Origin of the sequence: Pseudomonas fluorescens (assembly GCF_001902145.1) — a bacterium.
Lineage (GTDB): Bacteria > Pseudomonadota > Gammaproteobacteria > Pseudomonadales > Pseudomonadaceae > Aquipseudomonas > Aquipseudomonas fluorescens_BV.
This window is the reverse complement of the sequence record NZ_MRST01000026.1, coordinates 116,342-141,448: the sequence shown is the minus strand read 5'-3', so window position 1 is coordinate 141,448 and position 25,107 is coordinate 116,342. Positions and strand designations below refer to the sequence as shown.

Sequence of the window (25,107 nt, the reverse complement as noted above, 5' to 3'; positions counted from 1 at the left end):
AAAACTCAAGATCGCCGTGGGATATCTGATGCCCCGCGTTATCGTTGGCGATCTTCGCGAGCAAGCTCGCTCCTACAGAGGATGTATTTCAGGCGCCAGAGCTCTGTTTGAACTGCATCAGCGCCGGCAACAATTGCTTGTCGATCGCCTGCCTCACCGCCGGCAAAATCGTCGCGCTGCCGCTGTACATCTTTTCAACCATGCCCTTGAGCGCCTTGGCCCGCGCTTCGCTCAACCCGCGCACCGCACACTCGCAAGCCTGCTCGGCAGTAGCGCCGCTGGACACTTCAAAACCCAGCGAGCGCAGGTGGCCCAGCAGGTCATCCTGGTCAATCAAATCCGCGTGCATCATGACGGTCATCCTGGTGTAGGGAGCGGGAACTGACTTGGATTCTGGTAGGCCCCGTGACTCGCGGCAAGGGCAGAATCCACCGATGGCTCGGATGGCTATGAACAGGTCGTTTTCGGGGTACTTGACCCTACCCGTAACGGGCACACTGAACCCAGGCACGCAGCTTGAAGGTTTGGTCACCCTCGGATGCACGGCTCACACAAGGCACTCTGCCCCGATCCCGTCACGGCTGGATCGGGGCTTTTTTTTGCGCGGGCAGCCCAATCACCCGACCCAGAAGGGCAGGCCGGGGTAGATCGGCCTGCTCCTGGCTGAGGGCGGCGAGTTTTTCCAGGGTCGCGCCAGTAAACGGCGCCGACTGCGGCCCGCCCAGATCGACATGCAGCAGCATCTGTTCGTTACCCGCCAACTCGCGCCCTTCGCCCACAAGGTGCAGGCTGTGATAGAGGTGCAGGCGCTTGGCGTCGTGGGCGATCAGTTGGGTATGCACCTCAACCTCGGCGCCGAGCTTTACCTCATGCAGGTAGTTCAGGTGCAACTCCAGGGTGAACAGCGAGTGGCCGCTGGCTTCGCGGTTTTCGCTGTCCAGCCCCAGGGTGTCCATCAGCGCATCGGTGGCGTAGCTGAAGATCAGCAGATAGAACGCGTCACGCAGATGGCCGTTGTAGTCGACCCAGTCGGGCAGGATGTTCGTGGTGTAGGTGGTCAGTGCGGGCATGGCATGAATCCAATTCAAAAGGCTTTTTGCAGGAGCGAGCTTGCTCGCGAAAAACTCAAGATCGCCGTGGGGTAACGGGTGCCCCGCGTTATCGTTGGCGATCTTCGCGAGCAAGCTCGCTCCTACATGATTAGTCGGCGAAGTTCATGCCGTGCTTGGCCTTGGTTGCTTTTACGGCTTCCAGCACCGCCAGCAGGCAGTCATCACGATAGCGCTCCAGCGCCGAGATGCTGTGGTTACTTAACTGTTTGCTGGTGCCATCGACCACATCATCAATCAGTTTTTCAGTCAGTTCAGGTGCCGGTAGATAAGTCCACGGCAACTGCAACGCCGGGCCGAACTGTGCCATGAAGTGGCGCATGCCGGCATCGCCGCCCGCCAGGGTGTAAGTGAGGAAGGTGCCCATGAACGACCAGCGCAGGCCCGCGCCAAAGCGAATGGCATCGTCGATTTCGCCGGTGGTCGCCACGCCGTCATTGACCAGGTGTAGCGCCTCACGCCACAGCGCTTCCAGGAGGCGGTCAGCAATAAACCCCGGTACTTCCTTGCGCACATGCAAAGGGCGCATGCCCAGGGATTCATACACCTTGATCGCCGCCTGGATTGCCTCTGGCGCGGTGTTTTTGCCGCCCACCACTTCTACCAGTGGCAACAGGTAGACCGGGTTGAAGGGGTGGCCGACCACGCAGCGTTCCGGATGGGTGGAGCCCTCATAGAATTCGCTGGGCAACAGCCCTGAGGTGCTGGAGCCAATCAAGGCATTCGGCTTGGCCGCCGCGCTGATCTGGCTGTGCAATTGCAGCTTCAGCTCCAGGCGCTCCGGGGCGCTTTCCTGGATGAAGTCGGCGTCTTTTACGCATTCTTCGATGGTAGTGACAAAGCGCAGGCGGTCCTGGGAGGCACCTGGCGCCAGGCCCTGTTGTTCAAGGGCGGCCCAGGCGTTGGCGACGCGTTTGCGCAGGGCCGCCTCGGCACCGGGCGCGGGGTCCCAGGCCACCACATCCAGGCCATGGGCAAGGGCACGGGACACCCAGCCGCTGCCGATGACACCGCTGCCCAACGCAGCAAAGGTTTTGATTTCGGTGATAAAGCGCATGGCGACATTCCTGAAAAGTTCGGTAATTCCTTGTGGGAGCGGGCTTGCTCGCGAATGCGGTGGTTCAGTTGGTGCATTCGGTACTGACCCACCGCATTCGCGAGCAAGCCCGCTCCCACAGGGTTGTGTGGTGTCTGTGCTAGCCGCGTTGGGTCAGGCCCATCTTGATGCGGCCTTCGGCTGGGGTCAGGACCCGTGCGCCTAACCGGCTGAGGATTTCACTGGCACGTTCCACCAGTTGGCCGTTGGTGGCGAATACGCCCTTGTCCAGCCACAGGTTGTCCTCCAGGCCCACCCGTACGTTGCCGCCCAGCAGCACTGCTTGCGCGGCCATCGGCATTTGCATGCGACCAATGCCGAAGCCGGCCCACACTGCGTCAGCGGGCAGGTTATCGACCATGGCTTTCATGGTGGTGGTGTCGGCTGGTGCGCCCCAGGGAATGCCCAGGCACAGTTGGAACAGCGGGTTATCCAGCAGCCCTTCCTTGATCATCTGCTTGGCAAACCACAGGTGGCCGGTGTCGAAAATTTCCAGCTCGGCCTTTACGCCCAGTTCCTGGATGCGTTTGGCGCCGGCACGCAGTTGCGCCGGGGTGGACACGTAAATGGTGTCGCCATCGCCGAAGTTCAGCGTGCCGCAGTCCAGGGTGCAGATTTCCGGCAGCAGTTCTTCAACATGGGCCAGGCGGGTCAGCGGGCCCACCAGGTCGGTATTGGGCCCGAACTCCATGGGATTCTCGCCGCCACCGATCTCCAGGTCGCCACCCATGCCGGCGGTGAGGTTGACGATGATGTCGATGTCGGCCTCGCGGATGCGCTCCATCACTTCGCGGTACAGGGCCACATCACGGCTGAACTTGCCGGTCTCGGGGTCGCGGACGTGGCAATGCACGACCGTGGCGCCGGCCTTGGCGGCCTCCACCGCAGCGGCGGCAATTTGTTTGGGGGTGACCGGCACGTGTGGGCTTCTGGCGGTCGTGTCGCCAGCACCGGTGAGTGCGCAGGTGATGATGACGTCGTGGTTCATGAGGCGGTTCCTTACAGGCGTGGTGGTGCCGTTCGCGCTCGGGAGTGAACGGCGAAACGGTGATTCAAGAAACGTTATTTGTTGGTCAGTTGCAGGTTGGCGGCGGCGGGTTTGCCGTCAAAGGTGGTTACCCCTTCCAGCCAGCGCTGCTGGTCTTGCGAGTGGTCCTTGAGCCACTGCCTGGCGGACTCGAGCGCGTCTTTGTGATCCAGCAGCGGCTGCATCATCCGGCTCTCATCGGCGGCGGTGAACGTCAGGTTGGTCAGTAGCTTGTGCACATTGGGGCACTGCTCGGCGTAGGTCGGCGCGGTCACGGTCCATACGGTGGCCATGCCTTCGTTCGGGCCCAGGGCGTCTTCGCTGCCGGTGAGGTAAGTCATCGCCACATTGACGTTCATCGGGTGCGGCGCCCAACCAAAGAACACCACGGCTTCCTTGCGACGCACGGCACGGTCCACGGCCGCCAACATGCCGGCTTCACTGGACTCCACCAACTGGAACTTGCCCAGGCCGAACTGGTTCTTGGCGATCATCGCCTTGATTTGCGTGTTGGCCCCCGAGCCCGGCTCGATGCCATAAATCTTGCCGCCCAGCTCTTTCTCGAACCTGGCGATGTCGGCAAAGGTTTTCAGGCCCTTGTCCGCCAGATAAGTCGGCACCGCCAGGGTGGCGCGGGCGTCTTCCAGGCTGGGTTTTTCGAGGACCTTGACTTGCTTGGCGTCGACGAACGGCGCGATGGTCTGGGTCATCAACGGGTTCCAGTAACCGAGAAACAGGTCCAGGCGCTGGTCGCGGATGCCGGCAAAGATGATTTGCTGAGAGGCGCTGGTTTGTTTGGTCTTGTAGCCGAGGCCATCGAGCAGCACCTGGGCCATGGCGCTGGTGGCGATAACGTCGGTCCAGTTGACCACGCCCATGCGCACGTTCTGGCAGGCAGGGGCATCCGCTGCCTGGGCGTTAGTGCTCAAAATGGCGCTGGCGCTGAGTGCAAGTACGCAGCGGCTGATCAGTCGGTTCATGGGTGGAGCCCTCGGCAGGTCGTTATTGTGGGTGCCGGCGTCTTTGTGCGCCGTGGGATCACGTTACGCAGCTTGGCGCTGTGCAAAGCGCACGGCGGCGACCCGCTCTTGCACTGCAGCGACCTGTGCTCTTGAATGGCTCGTTGAACTGGCGTATCACAGTGACCACGCTGCCCGTCCAACGAGAGCGCCACCATGTCCCAGGATGTCTATTTCTTGCTGATGCCGGGGTTCTCGGCCCTCGGTTTTATTTCCGCACTGGAACCGTTGCGGGTGGCCAACCGCTTTCGCGGCGAGTTGTACCGCTGGCACGTCTTGAGTGCCGATGGCGGCGCGGTGCTGGCGAGCAACGGCATGTCGGTCAACGTCGATGCTGCGCTGGAACCGTTGAAAAAAGGCGCGACCTTACTGGTGGTGGCCGGCTTCGAACCCCTGCAGTTCGCCACGCCCGCCCTGGAACATTGGCTGCGCCGCCTCGACCATGACGGTGTAACGCTCGGCGCCATCGACACCGGCGCCTGTGTGCTGGCCGAGGCGGGGCTGCTCGACGGGCACCGCCTGACCCTGCACTGGGAAGCCATCGACGCCTTCAAGGAGTCCTATCCGCACCTGACCGTGACCCAGGAACTGTTCGAAATCGACCGGCGCCGCATCACATGCGCTGGCGGCACCGCGTCCATCGACCTGATGCTCGACCTCATCGCCCAGGCCCACGGCCCGGAGCTGGCGATCCAGGTGTCCGAGCAGTTCGTGCTCGGCCGCATCCGCCCCCGCAAAGACCACCAGCGCATGCAGATCGCCACGCGCTACGGCATCAACAACAAGAAACTGGTGCACGTGATCGGCGAAATGGAACAGCACACCGAACCGCCCCTGAGCACCTTGGCCCTGGCCGAAACGATCAAGGTCACCCGACGCCAACTGGAGCGGCTGTTTCGCCTGCACCTGAACGACACCCCGAGTAATTTCTACCTGGGCCTGCGCCTGGAAAAAGCCCGCAAACTGTTGCGCCAGAGCGACATGAGCGTGCTGGAAGTGAGTATTGCGTGCGGGTTTGAGTCACCGTCGTATTTCACGAGAAGTTATCGAGCCAGGTTTGCCAAATGCCCGAGGGAGGATCGGCGCCGGGAGGTGGTTTGAGCCAGCTCCCACATTGGTAAGTAGTGTGGTGTCAGAAAGTGCATGTGGTGGCGTGGGAATATTCTTGTTTTGCAAGGCTGCGAGCGATTACTGGAAACGGACTGCTAACGTCCAGTGGTTCCATACGTAACCATAAGAGGTTGGCATGCTCAAAAAACTAGTCACTTTGATTGCACTCGCGTCCACCCCAGTGTGGGCAGCCCAGGCGCCAGCGCCGTTCACCGGCGCCGATTACAGCGGCCGTTATGAATGTAATGGCCAGGACAAACATATCGGCAACTTCAAAGGCATTGTCGAGATGAAACTCGATGCCAAGCAAAGCACTGGCAAGTACGCCGCCTACACCTTCACCCTGACCCTGGAAGACAAGTCCCGCTATGAAGGCATGGCCGCCGGGACGGCCGATACCCTGGGGATCTACTTCGCCCACACCGACCCGGCCTTGAAAGACTTTGGCGTGGGGGTCGCCCAAGTGACCCCCACCCCCGAAGGCAAGGTGTCCTTCGTCAAGTATTACTACGGCCCTGAATACGAAGGCGGCGGGCACGGCCTGGAACACTGCGTCAAAAGCTGACGTGCAGTTATTTCTTCAGCAGGCCTGAGCAGGCAGTTTTATACGCCTCGTGCTGATATTTGTTGAGCGTCGCTGGCAGATCAAAGGTGTGCTTTTTGTTCTGCGCATTGATGGTCTGCGGCGACAGCAGCGTCACCTCAACCCCCTCCAGCAATTGAAATACACCTTCAATCTTGAACGTCGTCGGGCCACCGGCGAACTCACCTTTCTTGCTGCGCTTCTTGATGGCAATGCGCGTGATGCCGTTGGCCTGGACGAACGCCACGACCTGGGCGGCAAAGGCTTTGACGTTGGCCGCTTCATCGTCATCGTCGAGGGCGAGTTTCTTGGTGGCCAGGGCGACGTGGGTCAGCGTCTGGTTGTCCAGGGAGGCGACAGCGATGATGGCTTCGCTGCCTTTGATTTCGATGCCGCACAGAGTCATGAGTAGCCTTGGTCAAAAGAGAGAGTGACGCGATTGTCGTTTATTCCTGCCCAATCGACTCCAGAAACTCCGACCGCTCATCGCTCATCCGCGCCAGGCAATCATTCTGGGCAATTGCATATTCCTTGCTGCCGTTCACCGCAGGGAAGGTGTCCACCGCACAATCGGCATCGCGCAGTTTTTCCCATTTCTGCTGGGCATCCTTCAGACGGGCGGTAATGTCCGCCAGTTTGGTCTTGTCGCTGCCGTAGGTCGAACCCATGCGCTCCAGCAACCCCTGATAGTTGTCCTTGAGCAATTGCTCGGCAGTGGTTTTGTTGTAGCTGGCGCATTCCAGGGTTTGCTGGTCGTTCTCGATGCCGTCGCACGGCGTGCTGTCGGTGTCTTCGGCCGCGTGGGCGGTGGTTGCGATGAGTGCCAAAGCCAGGAAAATCGATTTCATTGCGCCGTCTCATATCACGTGATGCGCAATTCTGGCTCAAGCGTAAGACAAAGAACAGCCGACCGTAGGGCCTGTCTTCGCAGCCTTTGTCGCGGATTGACGCTTTCGGCAATTCCCCTGTCGTTTTTGCACCCGGCTCCGTCGGTCCCTGGGCATATGCTGGCCCCAAAGCGCCGGCAGACGATTCGGCGCATGAATCGCCAATAAGGGGACGCCTGATGAGCCCAGCCGAGTTGCACGCCGACAGCATCGTTATCGACGGTCTGATTATTGCCAAGTGGAACCGCGACCTGTTCGAAGACATGCGCAAAGGTGGCCTCACCGCCGCCAACTGCACGGTGTCGGTGTGGGAAGGCTTCCAGGCCACGATCAATAATATCGTCGCCAGCCAGACCCTGATCCGTGAGAACAGTGACCTGGTGATCCCGGTAAAAACCACCGCCGACATCCGCCGCGCCAAGGAGCAGGGCAAGACCGGAATCATCTTCGGCTTCCAGAATGCCCATGCGTTTGAGGACCAGCTTGGCTACGTCGAGATCTTCAAGCAGCTCGGCGTCGGTGTGGTGCAGATGTGCTACAACACCCAGAACCTGGTGGGCACCGGTTGCTACGAGCGCGATGGCGGCCTGTCGGGTTTTGGTCGCGAGATCGTCGGCGAGATGAACCGCGTCGGCATCATGTGCGACCTGTCCCACGTCGGTTCCAAGACCAGCGAAGAAGTCATCCTCGAATCGAAAAAACCGGTGTGCTACTCCCACTGTCTGCCATCCGGGCTTAAAGAGCACCCACGCAACAAGTCCGATGAAGAGCTGAAGTTCATCGCTGACCATGGCGGTTTTGTCGGCGTGACCATGTTCGCGCCGTTCCTGGCCAAGGGCATCGACTCGACCATCGACGACTACGCCGAAGCCATCGAATACACCATGAACATCGTCGGCGAAGACGCGATCGGCATCGGCACCGACTTCACCCAGGGCCATGGCCAGGATTTCTTCGAAATGCTCACCCATGACAAGGGCTATGCCCGCCGCCTGACCAGCTTCGGCAAGATCATCAACCCGCTGGGCATCCGCACCGTGGGTGAGTTCCCCAACCTCACCGAAACCCTGCTCAAGCGCGGCCACAGCGAGCGCGTGGTGCGCAAGATCATGGGCGAGAACTGGGTCAATGTGCTCAAGGACGTCTGGGGCGAATAAGCCACTGCTCGCTTAATCCTTCGCCCGCTGCCACCCGCGCGGCGGGCATCAAAACGAATTTTTCTGGAGTTAAGTTTCCATGGCCAAGATCGCCCCGCAATTGCCTATCGAAGTTGACAGCGAAACCGGTGTCTGGACCTCCGACGCCCTGCCGATGCTGTACGTGCCGCGCCACTTCTTCGTCAACAACCATATGGGCATCGAAGAAGTGCTGGGCGCTGATGCCTACGCCGAAATTCTCTACAAGGCCGGCTACAAATCCGCCTGGCACTGGTGTGAAAAAGAAGCCGAATGCCACGGCCTGGAAGGCGTCGCGGTATTCGAGCACTACATGAAGCGCCTGTCGCAACGCGGCTGGGGCCTGTTCAAGATCCAGGACATCGACCTGGATAAAGGCACCGCCAGCGTCAAGCTGGAACACTCCGCGTTCGTCTACGTGTACGGCAAGGTCGGGCGCAAGGTGGACTACATGTTCACCGGCTGGTTTGCCGGTGCCATGGATCAGATCCTGCAAGCGCGTGGCAGCAACATCCGCACCGTCGCAGAACAAGTCTACGGAGGCTCCGAAGAGGGCCACGATGATGGTTTGTTCACCGTCAAGCCGTTGTAAGCCGAGGACCGTGCCATGGCTTTCGAAGCAATGTTTGCGCCGATCCAGATCGGCAAACTGACCATCCGCAACCGGGTGCTCAGCACTGCCCACGCGGAGGTGTACGCCACCGACGGCGGCATGACCACCGACCGCTATGTGAAGTACTACGAAGAGAAAGCCAAGGGCGGTATCGGCCTGGCGATCTGTGGCGGCTCCTCCGTGGTGGCCATCGACAGCCCACAGGAATGGTGGAGTTCGGTGAACCTGTCCACCGATCGCATCATCCCGCACTTCCAGAACCTGGCCGATGCCATGCACAAGCATGGCGCCAAGATCATGATCCAGATTACCCACATGGGCCGTCGTTCGCGTTGGGACGGTTTCAACTGGCCGACTTTGATGTCGCCGTCCGGCGTGCGTGAGCCGGTGCACCGTGCCACCTGCAAGACCATCGAGCCGGAAGAAATCTGGCGCGTGATCGGCAACTACGCCCAGGCCGCGCGCCGGGCCAAGGCTGGTGGCCTGGACGGGGTGGAATTGTCGGCCGTGCACCAGCACATGATCGACCAGTTCTGGAGCCCGCGGGTCAACAAGCGTACCGACGAGTGGGGCGGCAGCTTCGAGGGCCGCATGAAGTTCGGCCTGGAAGTGTTGAAGGCCGTGCGTGCCGAAGTGGGGGATGACTTTTGCGTGGGCATGCGCCTGTGCGGTGACGAGTTCCACCCGGACGGCTTGTCCCACGAGGACATGAAGCAAATCGCCAAGTATTACGACGACACCGGCATGCTCGACTTCATCGGCGTGGTGGGTTCGGGTTGCGACACCCACAACACCCTGGCCAACGTCATCCCGAACATGAGCTACCCGCCGGAGCCGTTCCTGCACCTGGCGGCCGGCATCAAGGAAGTGGTGAAGGTTCCGGTGCTGCACGCGCAGAACATCAAGGACCCGAACCAGGCCACGCGTATTCTGGAAGGCGGCTATGTGGACATGGTCGGCATGACCCGTGCGCACATCGCCGACCCGCACCTGATCGCCAAGATCAAGATGGGCCAGATCGACCAGATCAAGCAGTGCGTGGGCGCCAACTACTGCATCGACCGCCAGTACCAGGGTCTGGATGTGCTGTGCATCCAGAACGCCGCGACCTCCCGTGAATACATGGGCGTGCCGCACATCATCGAGAAGTCCACCGGGCCCAGGCGCAAGGTGGTTGTGGTGGGGGCCGGCCCGGCCGGGATGGAAGCCGCGCGCGTGGCGGCTGAACGTGGCCACGACGTGACGCTGTTTGAGAAAAAAGAATTTATCGGCGGGCAAATCACCACGGCATCGAAAGCACCGCAGCGCGACCAGATCGCCGGTATCACCCGTTGGTATCAACTGGAACTGGCACGCTTGAAAGTCGACCTGCGCCTGGGCGTGGCGGCAGACGCCGAGACCATTCTGGACGTGCGTCCGGACGTGGTGGTGCTGGCGGTGGGCGGGCATCCGTTCATCGAGCAGAACGAACACTGGGGCGCCGCCGAAGGCTTGGTGGTGAGCAGTTGGGACGTGCTCGACGGCAAGGTGGCGCCGGGCAAGAACGTGCTGGTGTACGACACCATCTGTGAATTCACCGGGATGTCGGTGGCCGACTTCCTGGCCGACAAAGGCAGCCAGGTGGAGATCGTCACCGACGACATCAAGCCGGGCGTGGCGATCGGCGGTACGTCGTTCCCCACGTACTACCGCAGCATGTACCCCAAGGAAGTGATCATGACCGGCGACATGATGCTGGAAAAGGTCTACCGCGAGGGCGACAAGCTGGTGGCCGTGCTGGAGAACGAATACACCGGCGCCAAAGAGGAACGGGTGGTCGACCAGGTGGTGGTGGAGAACGGCGTGCGTCCGGACGAGGCCATTTACTACGGGCTCAAGGAAGGCTCGCGCAACAAGGGCCAGATCGACGTTGAAGCGTTGTTTGCGATCAAGCCGCAGCCGTGCTTGAGCGAGGCGGGTGAAGGGTACTTGCTGTTCCGCATTGGTGACTGTGTGGCCCAGCGCAATACCCACGCCGCCATCTATGACGCCCTGCGCTTGTGCAAGGATTTCTGACGAGGTGAACTCGGTCAAATGTGGGAACGGGCTTGCTCGCGAAGGCGGTTTATCAGGCACTGGATGCATCGACTGACACACCGCCTTCGCGAGCAAGCCCGCTCCCACATTCAGGGCCAGTTTCACAGTAGACCTGTGTGGTCTTCGGGAGCTTCACCATGCTGAATACCCTTCTTCCCATCCTGCTCTTTGCCGCCCTGGGCCTTGCGGTCCTCGGCGCCTTGCGCCGGGTGAACATGTGGCGCCGTGGCCGCTCATCCAAAGTCGACCTGCTGGGTGGCCTGCTGGCCATGCCCAAGCGCTACATGGTCGATTTGCACCACGTGGTCGCCCGCGACAAATACATCGCCAACACCCACGTAGCGACTGCGCTGGGTTTTGTGCTGTCGGCGCTGCTGGCGATTGTGGTGCATGGTTTCGGCCTGCAGAGCCGCATTCTTGGTTATGCGCTGCTGCTGGCGTCGACATTGATGTTTGTCGGCGCGATCTTCATGTACCTGCGCCGCCGCAATCCGCCTGCCCGCCTGTCCAAAGGCCCGTGGATGCGCCTGCCGAAAAGCCTGATGGCCTTCTCGGTGAGCTTCTTCCTGGTGACCTTGCCGGTGGCCGGGATTCTGCCCGCCGATTTCGGCGGCTGGCTGCTCGCGGCTTTGCTGAGCGTGGGCGTGTTGTGGGGCGTGTCCGAAATGTTCTTCGGCATGACTTGGGGCGGGCCGATGAAACACGCCTTCGCCGGTGCCCTGCACCTGGCCTGGCACCGCCGCGCCGAGCGCTTTGGCGGTGGCCGCTCCACCGGTTTGAAACCGTTGGACCTGAGCGATAAAACCGCGCCGCTGGGCGTAGAAAAACCCAAGGACTTCACCTGGAACCAACTGCTCGGCTTCGACGCCTGCGTGCAGTGCGGCAAGTGCGAAGCGGCGTGCCCGGCGTTTGCCGCCGGCCAGCCACTGAACCCGAAAAAACTCATCCAGGACATGGTGGTCGGCTTGGCCGGCGGCACCGATGCCAAGTTCGCCGGCAGCCCGTACCCCGGCAAACCGGTGGGCGAGCACGGCGGCAACCCGCACCAGCCGATCGTCAATGGTTTGGTGGATGCCGAGACCTTGTGGTCGTGCACCACCTGCCGCGCCTGCGTGGAAGAGTGCCCGATGATGATCGAGCACGTGGACGCCATCGTCGACATGCGTCGCCACCTCACTTTGGAGAAAGGCGCCACGCCGAACAAGGGCGCCGAAGTTCTGGAGAACCTGATTGCTACCGACAACCCCGGCGGGTTTGCCCCCGGTGGTCGTCTGAACTGGGCGGCAGACCTGAACCTGCCGTTGCTCAGCGACAAAGGCAGTTGCGATGTGCTGTTCTGGGTCGGCGACGGTGCTTTCGATATGCGCAACCAACGCACCCTGCGCGCGTTCGTCAAAGTGCTCAAGGCGGCAGGGGTGGACTTTGCGGTACTTGGCCTGGAGGAGCGCGACAGCGGTGACGTCGCGCGACGTCTGGGCGATGAAGCGACCTTCCAACTGTTGGCCACGCGCAATATCCAGACCCTCGCCAAGTACAGCTTCAAGCGCATCGTCACGTGCGATCCACATAGCTTCCATGTGCTGAAAAACGAATACGGTGCCTTCAACGGCAACTACCGCGTGCAGCACCACAGCACCTTCATGGCCGAGCTGATCGGCGAGGGCGCGCTGAACCTGGGCCAGTACAAAGGCAACAGCGTGACCTACCACGACCCCTGCTACTTGGGTCGCTACAACGGTGAATACGAGGCGCCGCGCCAAGTGCTGCAGGCGTTGGGTATCGAGGTCAAGGAAATGCAACGCTCGGGCTTCCGTTCGCGCTGCTGCGGTGGCGGTGGCGGTGCGCCGATCACCGATATTCCCGGTAAGCAGCGTATTCCCGATATGCGCATGGACGACATCCGCGAGACCGGTGCCGAACTGGTGGCCGTGGGTTGCCCGCAATGCACAGCGATGCTTGAAGGCGTGGTCGAACCGCGCCCGTTGATCAAGGACATCGCCGAGCTGGTCGCCGACGCATTGCTTGAAGACCCCGCGCCGGCCAAAGCCCCCCTCAAGCGTGAACCTGCGGAGGTGCACTGATGAGCGATATTATCCGCCGCGACCCACGGGCCGAATGGATCGCCCGTAATCGCCTGCACCCGTTGCACGCGGCCATGCAGCCGGTGCAACACAGCTGGATGGGCCCCAACGGCGTCATTCGCAAAAACGTGCATGGTGTCGGTTTTATCGGCCCCAACGGCATCAAGCGCATCGACCGCAGCGGTGCCCAGCAGGGCGGCGCGGCCAAGCGTACCGCGGCAGTGGAAGTGCAATTGCCGCTGCATCAGGTGCCGGCCCCGGCGTTTTACATCAACGTAGTGCCGGACATGGTCGGTGGCCGCCTGAGCAGCCATGACCGTGACCTGCTTGGCCTGGCGCGCCAGTTGGCCGGCAGTGACGGCGCGGTGTTGGCAGTGGTGTTCGGTGAACACAAGGAAAGCGCCTTTGCCACGGCGGGCGTCGACCGTCTGCTGGTGCTGGAGGGGCATGAGTTCGAGGGTTATGCACCGGAGCAACGCGTGCAGGGCCTGCGCGCTGTGGATAACCAATTCAGCCCGCGCCACTGGTTGCTGCCAGACAGCCGCAGCGGTGGTGGTGAGCTGGGGCGGCGCTTTGCCGCCAACCTCAAGGAACGCCCGGCGACGCGGGTGTGGCAGATCAAGGGCGAGGAATGCATCGGCCGTGCCGGCGCCGGCCAGGAAGACCTGGCGCGGCCCTTGCCCCGTCTGATCCTCGCCGCCGCCGAATGTGCTGACCCGGTCAGCGAGACCCGCCACGAAGTCTTGCCCGTGGAGTTATCCACAAGCCTGGCGCGCAGTTTGCTGCGTATCGAAGACCTCGGCGCGGTGGCGGTCGACCCGGCAGCGATTCCGATGGCCGAGGCAGAGTTCATTTTCTCCGGTGGCAACGGCGTGAAGGACTGGGCGCTGTTCCACCAGGCCGCCGCGGCCCTGGGCGCTACCGAAGGCGCCTCGCGGGTGGCAGTGGACGATGGCTTCATGGCGCGTGATCGCCAGGTCGGCGCCAGCGGCACCTGGGTCACTGCGCGGGTGTACGTGGCGGTAGGCATTTCCGGGGCGATCCAGCACCTGCAAGGCATCGGTGCCTGCGACAAGGTGGTGGCGATCAACCTCGACCCAGGGTGCGACATGATCAAGCGTGCCGACCTGTCGGTGATCGGCGAAAGCGCCGCGATACTGCAAGCCTTGATCGCGGCGGTCGAGACCTACCGCAACGGCGCCAAGCGCGATGCAGCCTGAGGATATGACCATGACCAACACTGTATTCAGCCTGGTGTCCATCGGCGCTCACCCCACCTCCGGGCGTCCACGCCGCGCCGAGCAGGACGCGCGCGCGGTCGAGCTGGGGCTGCAACTGGCTGGGGATAAGTTGCAGGTGCTGCACGCCGGCAACATCGCCGAACCGACCCTGCGCAGCTACCTGGGCATGGGCCTGCCGCAACTGCAGGTACTGGAGCAGCTGGCCGGCTCGGATGCCTTGCCGGTGCTCAGCGAGTATCTGCGCGACGCCGGTGCCCAAGTGGTACTCACCGGAAGCCAGGCAGAAACCGGCGAAGGTTCGGGGATGCTGCCGTTCCTGTTGGCCGAGCAACTGGGCTGGCCGCTGATTGTGGGGCTGGCCCAGGTGGAGTCCATCGACGCCGGTGTAGCCCTGGTGTTGCAGGCGCTGCCTCGCGGCCAGCGGCGGCGCTTGAAGGTGCGCCTGCCGTTTCTCGCCACTGTGGATAACGCCGCGCCCAAGCCACGCCAGAGCGCCTACGGCCCGGCGCAACGGGGTGAGCTGGCAGCCCATGAAGTCGAGGTTGAACACGATGAGTTATTCACAGGCGCACTGCTGCAACCGGCAAAGCCACGGCCAAAGCGCCTCAAGGTGATCAAGGCCAAGAGCGGCGCTGATCGCATGAAAGCCGCGACGGCCAAGGCCAGTGGCGGCGGTGGGCAGGTGCTCAAGGGGCTGAGCCCCGAAGCTGGCGCCGAGGCCATCCTCAAGCTGCTCGTGGAAGAAGGGGTGGTGCGCTGATAGCTGACAGCCACGAACCTTGTGGGAGCGGGCTTGCCCGCGAAAGCGGTGTGTCAGTCACTACATCTGTTACTGAACTACCGCTTTCGCAGGCAAGCCAGCTCTCACACTGGCCTGCGTTGCCTGGCTTACCCACATTCCCTGTTGATCCGCCTGTGGATAACCTGTTCGCGGGTGTCCACAACCTCGGTGTATCAAGCCCTGCAGCCCTCTGTACGAAAAATAACCATCCTAACTTACGGTTTTTGCAGGGCTTTTTCATGGGCTAAAGTCTCGACTTGCCCCCAAAGTCTGTTGGTGCCTTTGTGGATAAGATGTTCGCTATCCGCTACAGGCCTTATGGAACGGGGCTTTCGTGAGTCTGGTTGAAAATTGATCAAAGCCGATTCTTTTGTGTTTAAAAATGCTGAGTGGCCCGATTTATGAGGGTTTCATGGGCTTTTCCACAGCCCAGGCAAAGTTGCCCCCAAAGTCTGTTGGTGCATCTGTGGATAAGGTGTTCGCTTACCGCTGTAGGCCACGCCAAACAAGGCTCTTGGAGGTTTGATCAATAAATGAACAGCTCAAGGCAAAACCCGTAAGTTTAAATAAGTCACGGATTTTCTTGATTTAATTTGCGTGCGCGGCGCACTTGCCCACAATTGCTGTGGGTGGCTTTGTGGATAAGTTGTTGAGTAAAGGCTGGAGGGCAGGGCGCTAGCGGCTTGCGCGAGAACTGATTTAGGAGCGAGCTTGCTCGCGAAAAACGTCAACGATAACGCGTGCTACCTGAATAAACGCGGTGCCTGTGAGTTTTTCGCGAGCAAGCTCGCTCCTACATTGTGATCCATAGGGTGTCAGTTATTCGTGAGCAGCTACGCCTTTGAGATAAGGCGCTGGCGCCGCACCCAGGTTGCTCAACATCCGCTCGCTGTACCAATCCACAAAATTCACCACGCCAAACTCATAGGTCTTGGAGTAAGGGCCTGGCTGGTAGGCGGTGGAGTTGATGCCGCGCTGGTTTTCTTCAGCCAGGCGGCGGTCCTGGTCGTTGGTGGCATCCCACACCTGGCGCATGCGCTCCACGTCGTAGTCCACGCCTTCCACGGCGTCCTTGTGCACGATCCACTTGGTGGTGACCATTGTTTCCTGGGCGCTGATCGGCCACACGGTGAACACAATGATGTGATCGCCCATGCAGTGGTTCCAGGAGTGGGGCAGGTGCAGGATGCGCATCGAGCCCAGGTCCGGGTTCTTGATGCGGCCCATGAGCTTGGCGCAGCCTTGCTTGCCATCCAGGGTCATCGACACGGTGCCCTTGAGCAGCGGCATGCGCACAATGCGGTTACGCAGGCCGAAGCTGGCGTGGGCGTAAGGGATTTTTTCGGCATCCCAGGCGGTGGCGCAGGCGCTCACGTGGTCCTTGAACGCCTGGTCGGCGCGCGGGTCGGTAACGTCGTCCCACTCCAGCAGGGTCTTCAGCAGTTCGGGGTGTGACGCGTTGCAGTGGTAGCACTCGCGGTTGTTTTCCAGCACCAGCTTCCAGTTGGCTTTTTCGAACAAGGTGGTCTGGATCGCCACCTTGGTGTTCTCCATGTCGTAGGGCTCCATGTAATGGCTGAGCGTCGACAGGAAGTCATCGATGGCCGGTGGGGTCTCGGCCAGGCTGATAAAAATGTAGCCGCCAGCGGTCTTCACGTTCACCGGCTTGAGGCCGTACTGCTTCATGTCGAAATCGGCGCCCATCTCCGTGCCGGCGAACAGCAGGCGGCCGTCCAGCTCGTAGGTCCACTGGTGGTAGTGGCATACCAATTTGGCGACCTTGCCCTTGTCGCTGGTGCACAAGCGCGAGCCACGGTGGCGGCAGACGTTGTGGAACGCATGCACAACGCCGTCGGCCCCCCGGATCACGATGATCGGGTTCTTGCCCACTTGCAGGGTCAGGTAGTTGCCCTTGGTGGGGATTTCGCAGGTCATGCCGGCAATCAACCACTCTTTCTGGAAGATCTCCTGCATGTCGATATTGAACAGCCGCTCGTCAGAGTAGAACGGCTGCGGCAGTGAAAAAGTGCGCTCGCGCTCTTGCAGCATTTGCGCGGTGGCCTTGCGTGCGGGTTCCAGCGGATCGCCCAAGCTTAAGGTTGCGGTGACGTCCATCGTGTGTGTCCTCATGGCCATTCTGTGTGGCCGGCGAATAGTGGCTACGGTTGGTGCTGTGCAAGGCGTAAAGAACGCGTCTTTGTTGGGAGCGAGTGTGGGCCCGGCGTAACGTCGGACCTTATCCATGGGCGACATGGCCCAATCTGATCCCGACGCGCAAGCCCCTGTCTTTGGGGGCTGGTCGCCGTAAGTATGTGAATGTCGCAGATAGGTAAATGGGTGGTTCTCGCGTTACGCAGAATCGCCACCATAAGGCCGACGTCGGCGGTGGAGAACAACATGTCCAATAATTTCCTGAATCCGGTAACCACCCAGACCTGGGCCAATGGTCGGCACATCGTCCGCTGCGTCAAAGTCATCCAGGAAACCTGGGACGTGCGCACCTTCTGCTTCATGGCCGATCAGCCGATCCTGTTCTTTTTCAAGCCGGGGCAATTCGTCACCCTGGAGCTGGAAATCGAAGGCCAGCCGATCATGCGCTCGTACACCATTTCCAGCTCACCGTCGGTGCCTTACAGCTTTTCGGTGACCATCAAGCGCGTGCCGGGCGGGCGTGTGTCCAACTGGCTGCATGACACGCTGCACGAAGGCCAGGAGTTGGCGGTGCACGGCCCGGTCGGGCTATTCAACGCGATCGATTTCCCCAGCCCGAAAGTGCTGTACCTGAGCGGCGGGGTGGGGATCACCCCAGTAATGTCCATGGCGCGTTGGTTTTACGATACCAACGCCAATGTCGACATGACGTTCGTTCACAGCGCGCGTTCACCCAAAGACATCATCTATCACCGCGAGCTGGAACACATGGCGTCGCGGATCGACAACTTCAGCCTGCACCTGATTTGCGAAAAACACGGCCTGGGCGAACCCTGGGCCGGCTACCGCGGTTACCTGAATCACAAGATGCTGGAACTGATGGTGCCGGACTTCCTGGAGCGCGAAGTATTCTGTTGCGGTCCGACGCCTTACATGAGCGCGGTGAAGCGCCTGCTGGAAGCCGCCGGTTTCGATATGGCGCGCTATCACGAAGAATCCTTTGGTGCGACGCCGCCGGAAGCGCGGGCCGACGCCGTGGAGCAGGCAGAACAAGCGGCGGATGCGCCGGAAGTCGATCTGGCGGATCTGCATCAGGTGGAGTTCATCGCCTCGGGCAAAAGTATTCGGGTGGCGCCTGGCGAAACCGTCCACGCGGCAGCCGCCAAGCTCGGCCTGCTGATTCCCAAAGCCTGTGGCATGGGTATCTGCGGCACGTGCAAAGTGATGAAGCTGGGCGGCGAGGTGGAGATGGAGCACAACGGCGGAATTACCGAAGAGGATGAAGCCGAAGGCTATATCCTGTCGTGCTGCAGTGTGCCGAAGGGCGATGTACGGATTGAGTTCTGAGGGTCAGTACAAGCCCGGTCGGCGGTCCTGGTGAACGTGGTTGTAGTCGCTGATTGACTTGTGCCTGGCCTGGGCCAGTGGCAGGTCAGCCACTAACTGCTGTTCCTGTGGGTGGTAGGCTGCTCCGGCCAGCGGATAGCCATCGGCATCGACGATGGCTGAACCGCCCACCCAATTGACGCCTCGTTCTTCGCCATAGCGGTCGCATGCCGCGATGAACATACGGTTGACCGCTGCATTCGCCTGGACTCGCACGATTTCTGCCGGCCGCTCGCCCATAGGGCGCGGGCCGTCCGGCCAGTTCACCGGCGCGCAAAGCAGGTCGGCCTGCGCCAGCGCTGCCAGGCGTACCCACTCGGGCAACTCCAGGTCGTAGCAAACCATCACGCCGATGCGCCCGACGGTAGTGTCGACCACTGGGGGTGGCGCCTCACCGGGGGTGAAGATCAATTTTTCGCGGTCCCACAGGTGGGCCTTGCGATACACCGTCATCCGCCCGGAGGGCTCGATCAGTGCGGCACTGTTGGCAACCCGGCCCGCGCTCAGACGCTCGCAGAAGCCTGCGACGATAATGATCCCCAGCTCACGTCCCAGGTTTTTCCACAGGCCCAAGGTCGGGCCGTCGAGAGTCTCGGAGACGCTGTGGGCTTCCTCCCGGTCCGTGAACGTATAGCCGCTCTGGACCAGTTCCGGCAGCACGATTACCTGGGCGTTTAGGTCGGCTGCGGCGCGAATCGCGTGTTCGGTCAGCGCCCGGTTATAACCGGTATCGCCGATACGCGGCGCCAATTGATGGCAAACGACGCGTAGCGGTTTCATGGCAAGGCCTCTTCCAACGCTTGCTCACTGGCTTGTATGGCGAGCGCTTCGGTGGTGTGGTCGAGGTGGCGACTCATTGTGCAGTACACCCCTGCCGCAACCGCCAGGCCGACGATGAACGCAATATCGGCGCCGCCCAGCATCACGCTGATCGGCCCTTGATAAAAACCCAGCGACATGAACGGAACCATCGCCGCCAGGCCGAGGAAATATGCAATGAGTCCTGCGCTCGACCAGCGACCATAAATACCGGCCGGGTTGAAAATGTCGCTGATTGCGTAGCGCCCTTTTCGTACCGCGTAGAAATCCGCCAGGTTCACTGCTGTCCAGGGCACCAGGAAATACAGCATCAAGAGGACGAACGTGTTGAAGCTGCTCAGGTAACTTTCGGGGATGCTCAAGGCGATCACAAAAATGACTGCGGCCACCAGGCTTATCCCGATGATTCGGCTCTTGATCCGCGGTTTGATCGGCACAAAGCCGTCAATGGCACTGATCCCGGTGAGCATCGCGCCATAGCAGTTGACCGCCATGATGCCCACCAGCGCGGGGACTGCGATCAACACGGTAAAGGTGCCAAACCCCGGAAACAGTTGGTTGCCCACAGCCTGCACGCTGCCGATGGCATCGGGCGAGGGCAGCGCCGAGGCGAGAAAGGCCCCCAGCGACATCAGCCACAGCGCCGAGCCGGCAGCGCCCAGGTAGGTCCAGGCAATGACACTGCGCGACGGCGTGTTATGGGGCAGGTAGCGCGAGTAGTCCGAGACGTAGACGGCGTAGCTGATCTGGTAACCGGCAGCGGCCGAAAGCTGGATCAGGAAGGCCGACCAGGAAAAATGTGCGTCGGCCACCGCCGTGTCGGCCTGCAGGGTCATTACGGCCGCGACCGTGAGGACCGCGAACACGCTGATCATCACGTAGGTCAGCCAGCGTTGCACGGTGTGCAAAAGGTCATGGCCGATCACCGCGATCACCACTGCCAGGATAATCATCAAGGCATACCACGGTGCCCGGTTGCCGGGCAGCACGGTATTGATGGCGTCGGTCGCCAGAATCACATTGAACACGTTAAAACCGATGTACACGAAGACCACCGCGATAAAGGGCACGATGGCTCCGCGCAGGCCGAATTGCGCTCGCGACTGGATCATCTGCGGCAAGCCCATGCGCGGCCCCTGGTTGGCGTGGAAGGCCATGGCGAACGTGCCGAGGCATACGCCGATGACAATCGCCAGGATTGCGTATACCAGGCTCAGCCCCAAGGCGGCGCCGGTAAAACCGGTAACCATGGTGGTGAGTACGAAGTTGCCGGTGAACCAGAACGGCGCCTGATGCCAGACCTTGCCGTGGCGTTCGTTGCGCGGCACATAGTCGATGGAACGCGTTTCTATTTTCAGCGCGGGGCGGGGAGCTACCGCTTGGTCGCAGGGCATGTTCATAGGCTTCACGGTCTGTTTATTATTGAGTGATCGCTGAAGAGTCTTACAAGCAGGTGCGCGATTGAATCGATATTCATAAATAATCACTTCAGTAATCTCTGAACTGATTGCGCAAAGCCTTATAGGGATGAGGTTAGCCCTATGCGACGGTTTCTTATTTCTAACCAATATAAAGACAATTCTTACGTCATCTACGCTGAGGATCGCATTCGTCGTTGTCGCCTTCGCCAAGAAGTAAGAGGTGGACGTTCGTTTACCCACCAAGGATGACCGATATGTCAGCTATCCCTTCCCGTAGTAAAGGCGCTAAGCGCTTGCTCGACGCCGATGTCACCGCGCTTATTCCAGACTTCCCTTTTCATTACGCCCGGTTCCTTAAGCAGGCTGGCGAAAACGGCAATTCGTTGGCACAGGTTCCCGAGAGCGAGTACGGGCGCCAAGTATTGATCGTAGGGGCCGGAGTCGCAGGCCTTGTGGCCGCTTATGAGGCTATGCGCATGGGCCTGCATCCGGTGGTGGTGGAAGCCAGCGACCGTATTGGCGGGCGGCTCCATTCCTATGTGGCGGGCGATCCACAAGACCCGGCCAACAGTGTCATCTGCGAACTGGGCGCCATGCGTTTTCCTATTTCCGGTAAGGCGCTGATGCACTATTTCGATAAAGTGCGCATGGCGGAAAACTCGACGGGTTTTCCTAACCCTGGCTCGCCTGTAACCCCTAGCACGGTGGTCGACTACCAACAGCAACAGGTCTATTACGAAGGTGATGACTTACCCGCCGAATATGCCGAAATCGAACGCAAGTTCTTCGAGGTTTTCCTGGAGCAGGACCCCATCAAGTTCTCGGAGATGGAGGCAGCGATGTCCGGGGGGAGCCCTGATCAGGAGAAGATCAAGGTCCTGTGGAATGCCATTCTGGAAGCAGGTTGGGACAATCTGAGTTTTTTGGCTGCCATGGTGGAGCAGGCAAAGTGGAGCCGGGAGGATATCGATCTGTTCGGCCAGATCGGCTTCGGCACAGGCGGGTGGAATACCGACTATCCCAATAGTTTTCTTGAAGTACTGCGAGTGCTGTACACCGGTCTGGATACCAACCATAAATTGATGTACGACGGCTCCAGCGAACTGCCTCGCCGGTTGTGGGAGCGCAGCCCGAGCGCGATGGGCGACAGCATGGCCTATTGGCCTGCGGGAACTACTGTCGAGAGACTGAGCACCAAGGTCATTCCCCAGGTTTTCAAGCAAGAAGTGCGACAGATCATACGGCGGGAGGACGGCCAGTTCGACGTGTGGATCTTTGATCATAACCAGAGCCGTGAACAGTCACACACCTTTCCTGCTGTGGTCTATACCCCCCACAAACGGATTCTGGACAAATTCCGTTATATGGACGGTGTCGAGCGCTTCAACCGCATGAATAGCCTGCTGTCGGTTAAAGAATGGGAAGCAGTGATGTACACCCACTACATGCAATCGGCCAAGATCTTTGCCCAGACCAAGCGACCTTTCTGGACTGATGTCGAGATGGATTGTCAGCATAAGATGAGTGTGACCTTATCGGATCGAATTACCCGTGGTACTTACCTGCTGGATTACGCGCCAAGTCAAGGTAAATACAAGGGCAGCGGAATGTTCTTGTCTTACACCTGGAACGACGACAGCATCAAGTTCCTGGGGGATCGTGTCGAGCCGTTGCCGTCCCACGTGACGGTATGTTCGACCTTGCTGGACTCGGTGTATGCCCACCATCAACTGAACCTGGCGGCGGAATTCGGCATGACCGACCCATTTGTAGAAATCAACTGGGAGGAGCAGCCGTTTTATCTCAGTGCCTTCAAGATGAACCTGCCGGGGCAGTACGAATACCAACGCCTGCTGTTTTCGCAGTTCATGAACGGCTTGGCTGAGAGACGGCCCGATGGGTTCATTCTTGCCGGGGATGATGTGTCCTTTACCGGCGGCTGGGCGGAAGGCGCGGTAACCACGGCCTTGAATGCAGTTAATAAGCTGGCGGTGAAATTCGGTGGAGGCACCTATGACGGTAACCCTGGCCCCATTGATGAGTGGGCGGCGCTCCAGCCGAAAACGTTGTAGGTAAGCGACAGTCCAGTCGTTTCGGTACCGCGTCGCAGGTCATGAACCTCCGGCGCGGCCTTCGGTATTAAGGGTTACTGGGCGTAGATATGGACAACGAAGTGCTGGCCTGAGGTTGTCAATTCATAGACTTTGTCATAGATGGTCAGCGTTCTCGATGGCTCCTGAATGGTGTCTCCGATTTTCGCGTGTTTCCTGAACTCATCCCAGTCGATGACCGTGGTGCTAGTGCTGCTGCCGCTTTGCAGTGCGTTGCTGTTGTTTTGATATTCCATGATTAAGCTCTCCATTGATGTGCCTTTGCGACCGATTGTTCGGCTGGCAGTGAAACCCGAAAGGTGGCAGATAACGCTGCGTTTTCCTTGCGGGTAACAAGAGGCTAGACAATGAATGCGAGCTACGTAGCTGTCAGAAATATCAAAAAACAGTCTCGGCAATCGGCCAGTAAGGACTGGCCGGGGCCCGGCTTTAAGCGTTCATCACTTCCCGAATATCGGCAGCCAATTCCCTTACACGCTCTTCCTCGGTATCCCACGCACACATGAAGCGCGCACCGCCTTTGCCGATGAAGGTGTAGAAGCGCCAGCCCTTGGCGGTCAGCGCTGCAATCGCGGGTTCGGAGAGTTGCAGGAACACGCCGTTGGCCTGCACCGGGAACATCAATTCCACGCCGGGAATATCCGCCACCAGGCTGCTCAGCAATTGCGCGCAATGGTTGGCGTGGCGTGCATGCTTGAGCCAGGCGTCATTTTCCAGCAGGCCCACCCATGGCGCAGAAAGGAAGCGCATTTTCGACGCCAACTGGCCGGCCTGTTTGCAGCGGTAGTCAAAGTCTTCAGCCAGTTTGTGATTGAAGAACAGGATGGCTTCACCTACCGCCATGCCGTTTTTGGTGCCGCCAAAACACAGCACGTCGACGCCGGCTTTCCAGGTCAGGTCGGCCGGTGAGCAACCCAGGAATGCGCAGGCGTTGGCGAAGCGTGCGCCGTCCATGTGCAGGTTCAGGCCCAGCTCCTTGCAGGTGGCGCTGATGGCACGGATTTCTTGCGGGGTGTACACGCTGCCGACTTCGGTGGCCTGGGTCAGGGTGACTACGCGGGGTTTGGGGTAGTGGATGTCCTGGCGCTTGAGGGCGATCTCACGGATCGACTCCGGGGTCAGCTTGCCGTTTTCGGTACGGGCAACCAGCAGTTTGGAGCCGTTGGAGAAAAACTCCGGCGCACCGCATTCGTCGGTCTCGACGTGGGCGGTTTCCGAGCAAATCACGCTATGGTAGCTCTGGCACAACGAGGACAGCGCCAGGGAGTTGGCAGCCGTACCGTTGAAGGCGAAGAATACCTCGCAGTCGGTCTCGAACAGATTGCGGAAACCGTCGGCGGCGCGGTGGGTCCATTCATCATCGCCGTAGGCGCGCTGATGGCCCTGGTTGGCTTGTTCCATGGCGGCCCAGGCTTCCGGGCAGATGCCGGAATAGTTGTCGCTGGCAAATTGTTGGCTCTTGTCGGTCATGGCCCGTTCCTGTGGTCGATGTTGGTGCGCACTTTACCCAAGATTGCCGGGGGCACGCACGCACTGTAAATGCAAAGTCGTTGGGGAATTATGCACGGTACTGAAACCTTGCCTGTCGGACCTGTCCGAGATGGCGCTTTGGATCTGCTCAAGTGGCTGGCGCTGCTGAGTATGGTGCTCGATCACCTGCGCTATGTGGGGCTGAGCCTGGATGGGCTATACGTGCCGGGGCGCCTGGCGTTTCCGTGGTTTTGCCTGGCGATTGCGGCTAATTTGCACCGTGTCCGTTACGCCCCAGTGACCGGCCATTGGCGCTACCTGGGTTGGTTGCTGTTGTTCAGCGTGATCAGCGAAGTGCCGTATCGGATGTTCATCGAAGATGCCGATACCTTGAATGTATTGCCGACCCTGGCGCTGGGCCTGCTGGTTGCCCGAGGTTGGCAGCAGAAGGCGTTGGTTGATCGAGGATTGGCGCTGATCGCCGGCACAATGGCGGCCGTGTTTTCACACCAGTTGATGTTCGGTTTCTTTGGTGTATTGCTGCCACTGGCGATATTGCTGGTGTTTCGTCGGCCCTGGTATTTCAGTGTGCTGCCGGGTTTGGTCTGCGTCGCCGCCAATCAGTGGCAGATTCTGCTCAATAGCGGCACGCTCGTGGCGGTGTTGGGGTTGGTTGCCTGTCTGATTGCGCCGCTGGCTGGGTTGATCTTACTGCGGCACGCTCGGAGTGCTGCGCCCCCAGCAATGCGCCGCTGGGCCTATGCCCTTTATCCGCTTCACTTCCTCCTGCTGCTGCTCCTTCGCAAGCTCATCGCCTAACCCTTGTAGGCACCCAGTTAGCATTTGCTCAGGCCATGTCGTAAACGCACCTTTGCGTGGCGTGCGCAGGCATTTGGCCCGCACGCGCCAGCCCTACCATCGCATCAAAGGGCCCTGCACGGGCCTCAACAA

Annotated in this window: 23 protein-coding genes; 11 read left to right on the top strand and 12 right to left on the bottom strand. The window is 60.4% G+C overall.

Annotation, left to right across the window (positions count from 1 at the left end):
- Positions 1–88: 88 nt before the first annotated feature.
- From BUE92_RS20095 to BUE92_RS20075, 5 genes are all read right to left on the bottom strand, one after another.
- Positions 89–352 carry a hypothetical protein gene (locus BUE92_RS20095; RefSeq protein ID WP_073525895.1) on the bottom strand — a complete coding sequence of 88 codons (264 nt, stop codon included), beginning with the start codon at positions 350–352 and terminating at the stop codon, positions 89–91.
- 223 nt (positions 353–575) lie between these two features.
- Positions 576–1,070 carry a thioesterase family protein gene (locus BUE92_RS20090; RefSeq protein ID WP_073525893.1) on the bottom strand — a complete coding sequence of 165 codons (495 nt, stop codon included), beginning with the start codon at positions 1,068–1,070 and terminating at the stop codon, positions 576–578.
- 130 nt (positions 1,071–1,200) lie between these two features.
- Entirely contained in the window at positions 1,201–2,166 is a 966-nt protein-coding gene (locus BUE92_RS20085) for an L-carnitine dehydrogenase (RefSeq protein WP_073525891.1), read from the bottom strand.
- A 139-nt stretch (positions 2,167–2,305) separates the two neighbouring features.
- On the bottom strand, positions 2,306–3,193 hold the full coding sequence (locus tag BUE92_RS20080) for a 3-keto-5-aminohexanoate cleavage protein (protein WP_073525889.1): 888 nt from the start codon (positions 3,191–3,193) through the stop codon (positions 2,306–2,308).
- 74 nt (positions 3,194–3,267) lie between these two features.
- Positions 3,268–4,212: a choline ABC transporter substrate-binding protein gene (locus tag BUE92_RS20075; protein WP_073525887.1), complete on the bottom strand. Its 945-nt coding sequence runs from the start codon at positions 4,210–4,212 to the stop codon at positions 3,268–3,270.
- Positions 4,213–4,407: 195 nt separating this feature from the next.
- Between BUE92_RS20075 and BUE92_RS20070 the strand changes: the two genes are divergently transcribed.
- Both BUE92_RS20070 and BUE92_RS20065 read left to right on the top strand, forming a co-directional pair.
- The gene (locus tag BUE92_RS20070) at positions 4,408–5,352 is read left to right on the top strand and encodes a GlxA family transcriptional regulator (RefSeq protein ID WP_073525886.1); all 945 of its coding nucleotides are present in this window, start codon (positions 4,408–4,410) and stop codon (positions 5,350–5,352) included.
- Between the two features lie 145 nt (positions 5,353–5,497).
- On the top strand, positions 5,498–5,926 hold the full coding sequence (locus BUE92_RS20065; RefSeq protein ID WP_073525884.1) for a hypothetical protein: 429 nt from the start codon (positions 5,498–5,500) through the stop codon (positions 5,924–5,926).
- A gap of 7 nt (positions 5,927–5,933) precedes the next feature.
- Here BUE92_RS20065 and BUE92_RS20060 read toward each other — a convergent pair whose 3' ends face one another.
- Both BUE92_RS20060 and BUE92_RS20055 read right to left on the bottom strand, forming a co-directional pair.
- Positions 5,934–6,350: a DUF3010 family protein gene (locus BUE92_RS20060; RefSeq protein ID WP_073525882.1), complete on the bottom strand. Its 417-nt coding sequence runs from the start codon at positions 6,348–6,350 to the stop codon at positions 5,934–5,936.
- A gap of 40 nt (positions 6,351–6,390) precedes the next feature.
- A complete protein-coding gene (locus BUE92_RS20055) occupies positions 6,391–6,792 on the bottom strand; it encodes a lysozyme inhibitor LprI family protein (RefSeq protein ID WP_073525880.1) in 402 nt (133 codons plus the stop codon).
- 218 nt (positions 6,793–7,010) lie between these two features.
- Between BUE92_RS20055 and BUE92_RS20045 the strand changes: the two genes are divergently transcribed.
- The 6 genes from BUE92_RS20045 (at position 7,011) to etfB (ending at position 14,777) form a co-directional block, all read left to right on the top strand.
- Positions 7,011–7,988 (top strand): dipeptidase, encoded by a 978-nt coding sequence (locus BUE92_RS20045; RefSeq protein ID WP_014720245.1) that lies wholly within the window; start codon positions 7,011–7,013, stop codon positions 7,986–7,988.
- A 79-nt stretch (positions 7,989–8,067) separates the two neighbouring features.
- The gene (locus tag BUE92_RS20040) at positions 8,068–8,598 is read left to right on the top strand and encodes a DUF5943 domain-containing protein (protein WP_003194877.1); all 531 of its coding nucleotides are present in this window, start codon (positions 8,068–8,070) and stop codon (positions 8,596–8,598) included.
- Positions 8,599–8,613: 15 nt separating this feature from the next.
- Positions 8,614–10,674 (top strand): dimethylglycine demethylation protein DgcA, encoded by a 2,061-nt coding sequence (dgcA, locus tag BUE92_RS20035; protein ID WP_073525877.1) that lies wholly within the window; start codon positions 8,614–8,616, stop codon positions 10,672–10,674.
- Positions 10,675–10,832: 158 nt separating this feature from the next.
- Positions 10,833–12,776: a dimethylglycine demethylation protein DgcB gene (dgcB, locus tag BUE92_RS20030; protein ID WP_073525876.1), complete on the top strand. Its 1,944-nt coding sequence runs from the start codon at positions 10,833–10,835 to the stop codon at positions 12,774–12,776.
- Positions 12,776–13,996 (top strand): electron transfer flavoprotein subunit alpha, encoded by a 1,221-nt coding sequence (etfA, locus tag BUE92_RS20025; RefSeq protein WP_073525875.1) that lies wholly within the window; start codon positions 12,776–12,778, stop codon positions 13,994–13,996. Before dgcB ends, etfA begins: the two co-directional genes overlap by 1 nt.
- 4 nt (positions 13,997–14,000) lie before the next feature.
- Complete coding sequence (gene etfB, locus BUE92_RS20020; protein WP_178380736.1) at positions 14,001–14,777, top strand: electron transfer flavoprotein subunit beta; 777 nt, start codon at positions 14,001–14,003, stop codon at positions 14,775–14,777.
- Between the two features lie 840 nt (positions 14,778–15,617).
- Here the strand turns inward: etfB and gbcA are convergent.
- Entirely contained in the window at positions 15,618–16,913 is a 1,296-nt protein-coding gene (gene gbcA, locus BUE92_RS20015) for a glycine-betaine demethylase subunit GbcA (protein WP_073525874.1), read from the bottom strand.
- Between the two features lie 282 nt (positions 16,914–17,195).
- Between gbcA and gbcB the strand changes: the two genes are divergently transcribed.
- A complete protein-coding gene (gbcB, locus tag BUE92_RS20005) occupies positions 17,196–18,296 on the top strand; it encodes a glycine-betaine demethylase subunit GbcB (RefSeq protein ID WP_057006609.1) in 1,101 nt (366 codons plus the stop codon).
- Between the two features lie 3 nt (positions 18,297–18,299).
- Here gbcB and BUE92_RS20000 read toward each other — a convergent pair whose 3' ends face one another.
- Both BUE92_RS20000 and BUE92_RS19995 read right to left on the bottom strand, forming a co-directional pair.
- Positions 18,300–19,115, bottom strand: a complete 816-nt coding sequence (locus BUE92_RS20000; protein WP_073525873.1) for a nitrilase-related carbon-nitrogen hydrolase — start codon at positions 19,113–19,115, stop codon at positions 18,300–18,302.
- Positions 19,112–20,548, bottom strand: coding sequence for a purine-cytosine permease family protein (locus BUE92_RS19995; RefSeq protein WP_143170021.1), 1,437 nt, complete (start codon positions 20,546–20,548; stop codon positions 19,112–19,114). The genes BUE92_RS20000 and BUE92_RS19995 overlap by 4 nt, the downstream gene beginning before the upstream one ends.
- A 281-nt stretch (positions 20,549–20,829) precedes the next feature.
- Here BUE92_RS19995 and BUE92_RS19990 point away from each other — a divergent pair, with 281 nt between their 5' ends.
- The gene (locus tag BUE92_RS19990; protein ID WP_073525871.1) at positions 20,830–22,647 is read left to right on the top strand and encodes a flavin monoamine oxidase family protein; all 1,818 of its coding nucleotides are present in this window, start codon (positions 20,830–20,832) and stop codon (positions 22,645–22,647) included.
- Positions 22,648–22,721: 74 nt separating this feature from the next.
- On the opposite strand, the gene BUE92_RS19985 is transcribed toward BUE92_RS19990, so the two are convergent.
- Both BUE92_RS19985 and BUE92_RS19980 read right to left on the bottom strand, forming a co-directional pair.
- Positions 22,722–22,922: a hypothetical protein gene (locus BUE92_RS19985; protein ID WP_073526458.1), complete on the bottom strand. Its 201-nt coding sequence runs from the start codon at positions 22,920–22,922 to the stop codon at positions 22,722–22,724.
- Between the two features lie 193 nt (positions 22,923–23,115).
- Positions 23,116–24,156 carry a threonine aldolase family protein gene (locus tag BUE92_RS19980; RefSeq protein WP_073525870.1) on the bottom strand — a complete coding sequence of 347 codons (1,041 nt, stop codon included), beginning with the start codon at positions 24,154–24,156 and terminating at the stop codon, positions 23,116–23,118.
- A gap of 90 nt (positions 24,157–24,246) precedes the next feature.
- Here BUE92_RS19980 and BUE92_RS19975 point away from each other — a divergent pair, with 90 nt between their 5' ends.
- Positions 24,247–24,975 (top strand): TraX family protein, encoded by a 729-nt coding sequence (locus BUE92_RS19975; RefSeq protein ID WP_073525869.1) that lies wholly within the window; start codon positions 24,247–24,249, stop codon positions 24,973–24,975.
- Positions 24,976–25,107 lie beyond the last annotated feature (132 nt).

Coding starts and splice junctions, on each gene's coding strand:
- BUE92_RS20095 (WP_073525895.1), bottom strand. CDS start 352: ATGATGCACGCGGATTTGATTGACCAGGATGACCTGCTGGGCCACCTG.
- BUE92_RS20090 (WP_073525893.1), bottom strand. CDS start 1,070: ATGCCCGCACTGACCACCTACACCACGAACATCCTGCCCGACTGGGTC.
- BUE92_RS20085 (WP_073525891.1), bottom strand. CDS start 2,166: ATGCGCTTTATCACCGAAATCAAAACCTTTGCTGCGTTGGGCAGCGGT.
- BUE92_RS20080 (WP_073525889.1), bottom strand. CDS start 3,193: ATGAACCACGACGTCATCATCACCTGCGCACTCACCGGTGCTGGCGAC.
- BUE92_RS20075 (WP_073525887.1), bottom strand. CDS start 4,212: ATGAACCGACTGATCAGCCGCTGCGTACTTGCACTCAGCGCCAGCGCC.
- BUE92_RS20070 (WP_073525886.1), top strand. CDS start 4,408: ATGTCCCAGGATGTCTATTTCTTGCTGATGCCGGGGTTCTCGGCCCTC.
- BUE92_RS20065 (WP_073525884.1), top strand. CDS start 5,498: ATGCTCAAAAAACTAGTCACTTTGATTGCACTCGCGTCCACCCCAGTG.
- BUE92_RS20060 (WP_073525882.1), bottom strand. CDS start 6,350: ATGACTCTGTGCGGCATCGAAATCAAAGGCAGCGAAGCCATCATCGCT.
- BUE92_RS20055 (WP_073525880.1), bottom strand. CDS start 6,792: ATGAAATCGATTTTCCTGGCTTTGGCACTCATCGCAACCACCGCCCAC.
- BUE92_RS20045 (WP_014720245.1), top strand. CDS start 7,011: ATGAGCCCAGCCGAGTTGCACGCCGACAGCATCGTTATCGACGGTCTG.
- BUE92_RS20040 (WP_003194877.1), top strand. CDS start 8,068: ATGGCCAAGATCGCCCCGCAATTGCCTATCGAAGTTGACAGCGAAACC.
- dgcA (WP_073525877.1), top strand. CDS start 8,614: ATGGCTTTCGAAGCAATGTTTGCGCCGATCCAGATCGGCAAACTGACC.
- dgcB (WP_073525876.1), top strand. CDS start 10,833: ATGCTGAATACCCTTCTTCCCATCCTGCTCTTTGCCGCCCTGGGCCTT.
- etfA (WP_073525875.1), top strand. CDS start 12,776: ATGAGCGATATTATCCGCCGCGACCCACGGGCCGAATGGATCGCCCGT.
- etfB (WP_178380736.1), top strand. CDS start 14,001: ATGACCATGACCAACACTGTATTCAGCCTGGTGTCCATCGGCGCTCAC.
- gbcA (WP_073525874.1), bottom strand. CDS start 16,913: ATGGACGTCACCGCAACCTTAAGCTTGGGCGATCCGCTGGAACCCGCA.
- gbcB (WP_057006609.1), top strand. CDS start 17,196: ATGTCCAATAATTTCCTGAATCCGGTAACCACCCAGACCTGGGCCAAT.
- BUE92_RS20000 (WP_073525873.1), bottom strand. CDS start 19,115: ATGAAACCGCTACGCGTCGTTTGCCATCAATTGGCGCCGCGTATCGGC.
- BUE92_RS19995 (WP_143170021.1), bottom strand. CDS start 20,548: ATGCCCTGCGACCAAGCGGTAGCTCCCCGCCCCGCGCTGAAAATAGAA.
- BUE92_RS19990 (WP_073525871.1), top strand. CDS start 20,830: ATGTCAGCTATCCCTTCCCGTAGTAAAGGCGCTAAGCGCTTGCTCGAC.
- BUE92_RS19985 (WP_073526458.1), bottom strand. CDS start 22,922: ATGGAATATCAAAACAACAGCAACGCACTGCAAAGCGGCAGCAGCACT.
- BUE92_RS19980 (WP_073525870.1), bottom strand. CDS start 24,156: ATGACCGACAAGAGCCAACAATTTGCCAGCGACAACTATTCCGGCATC.
- BUE92_RS19975 (WP_073525869.1), top strand. CDS start 24,247: ATGCACGGTACTGAAACCTTGCCTGTCGGACCTGTCCGAGATGGCGCT.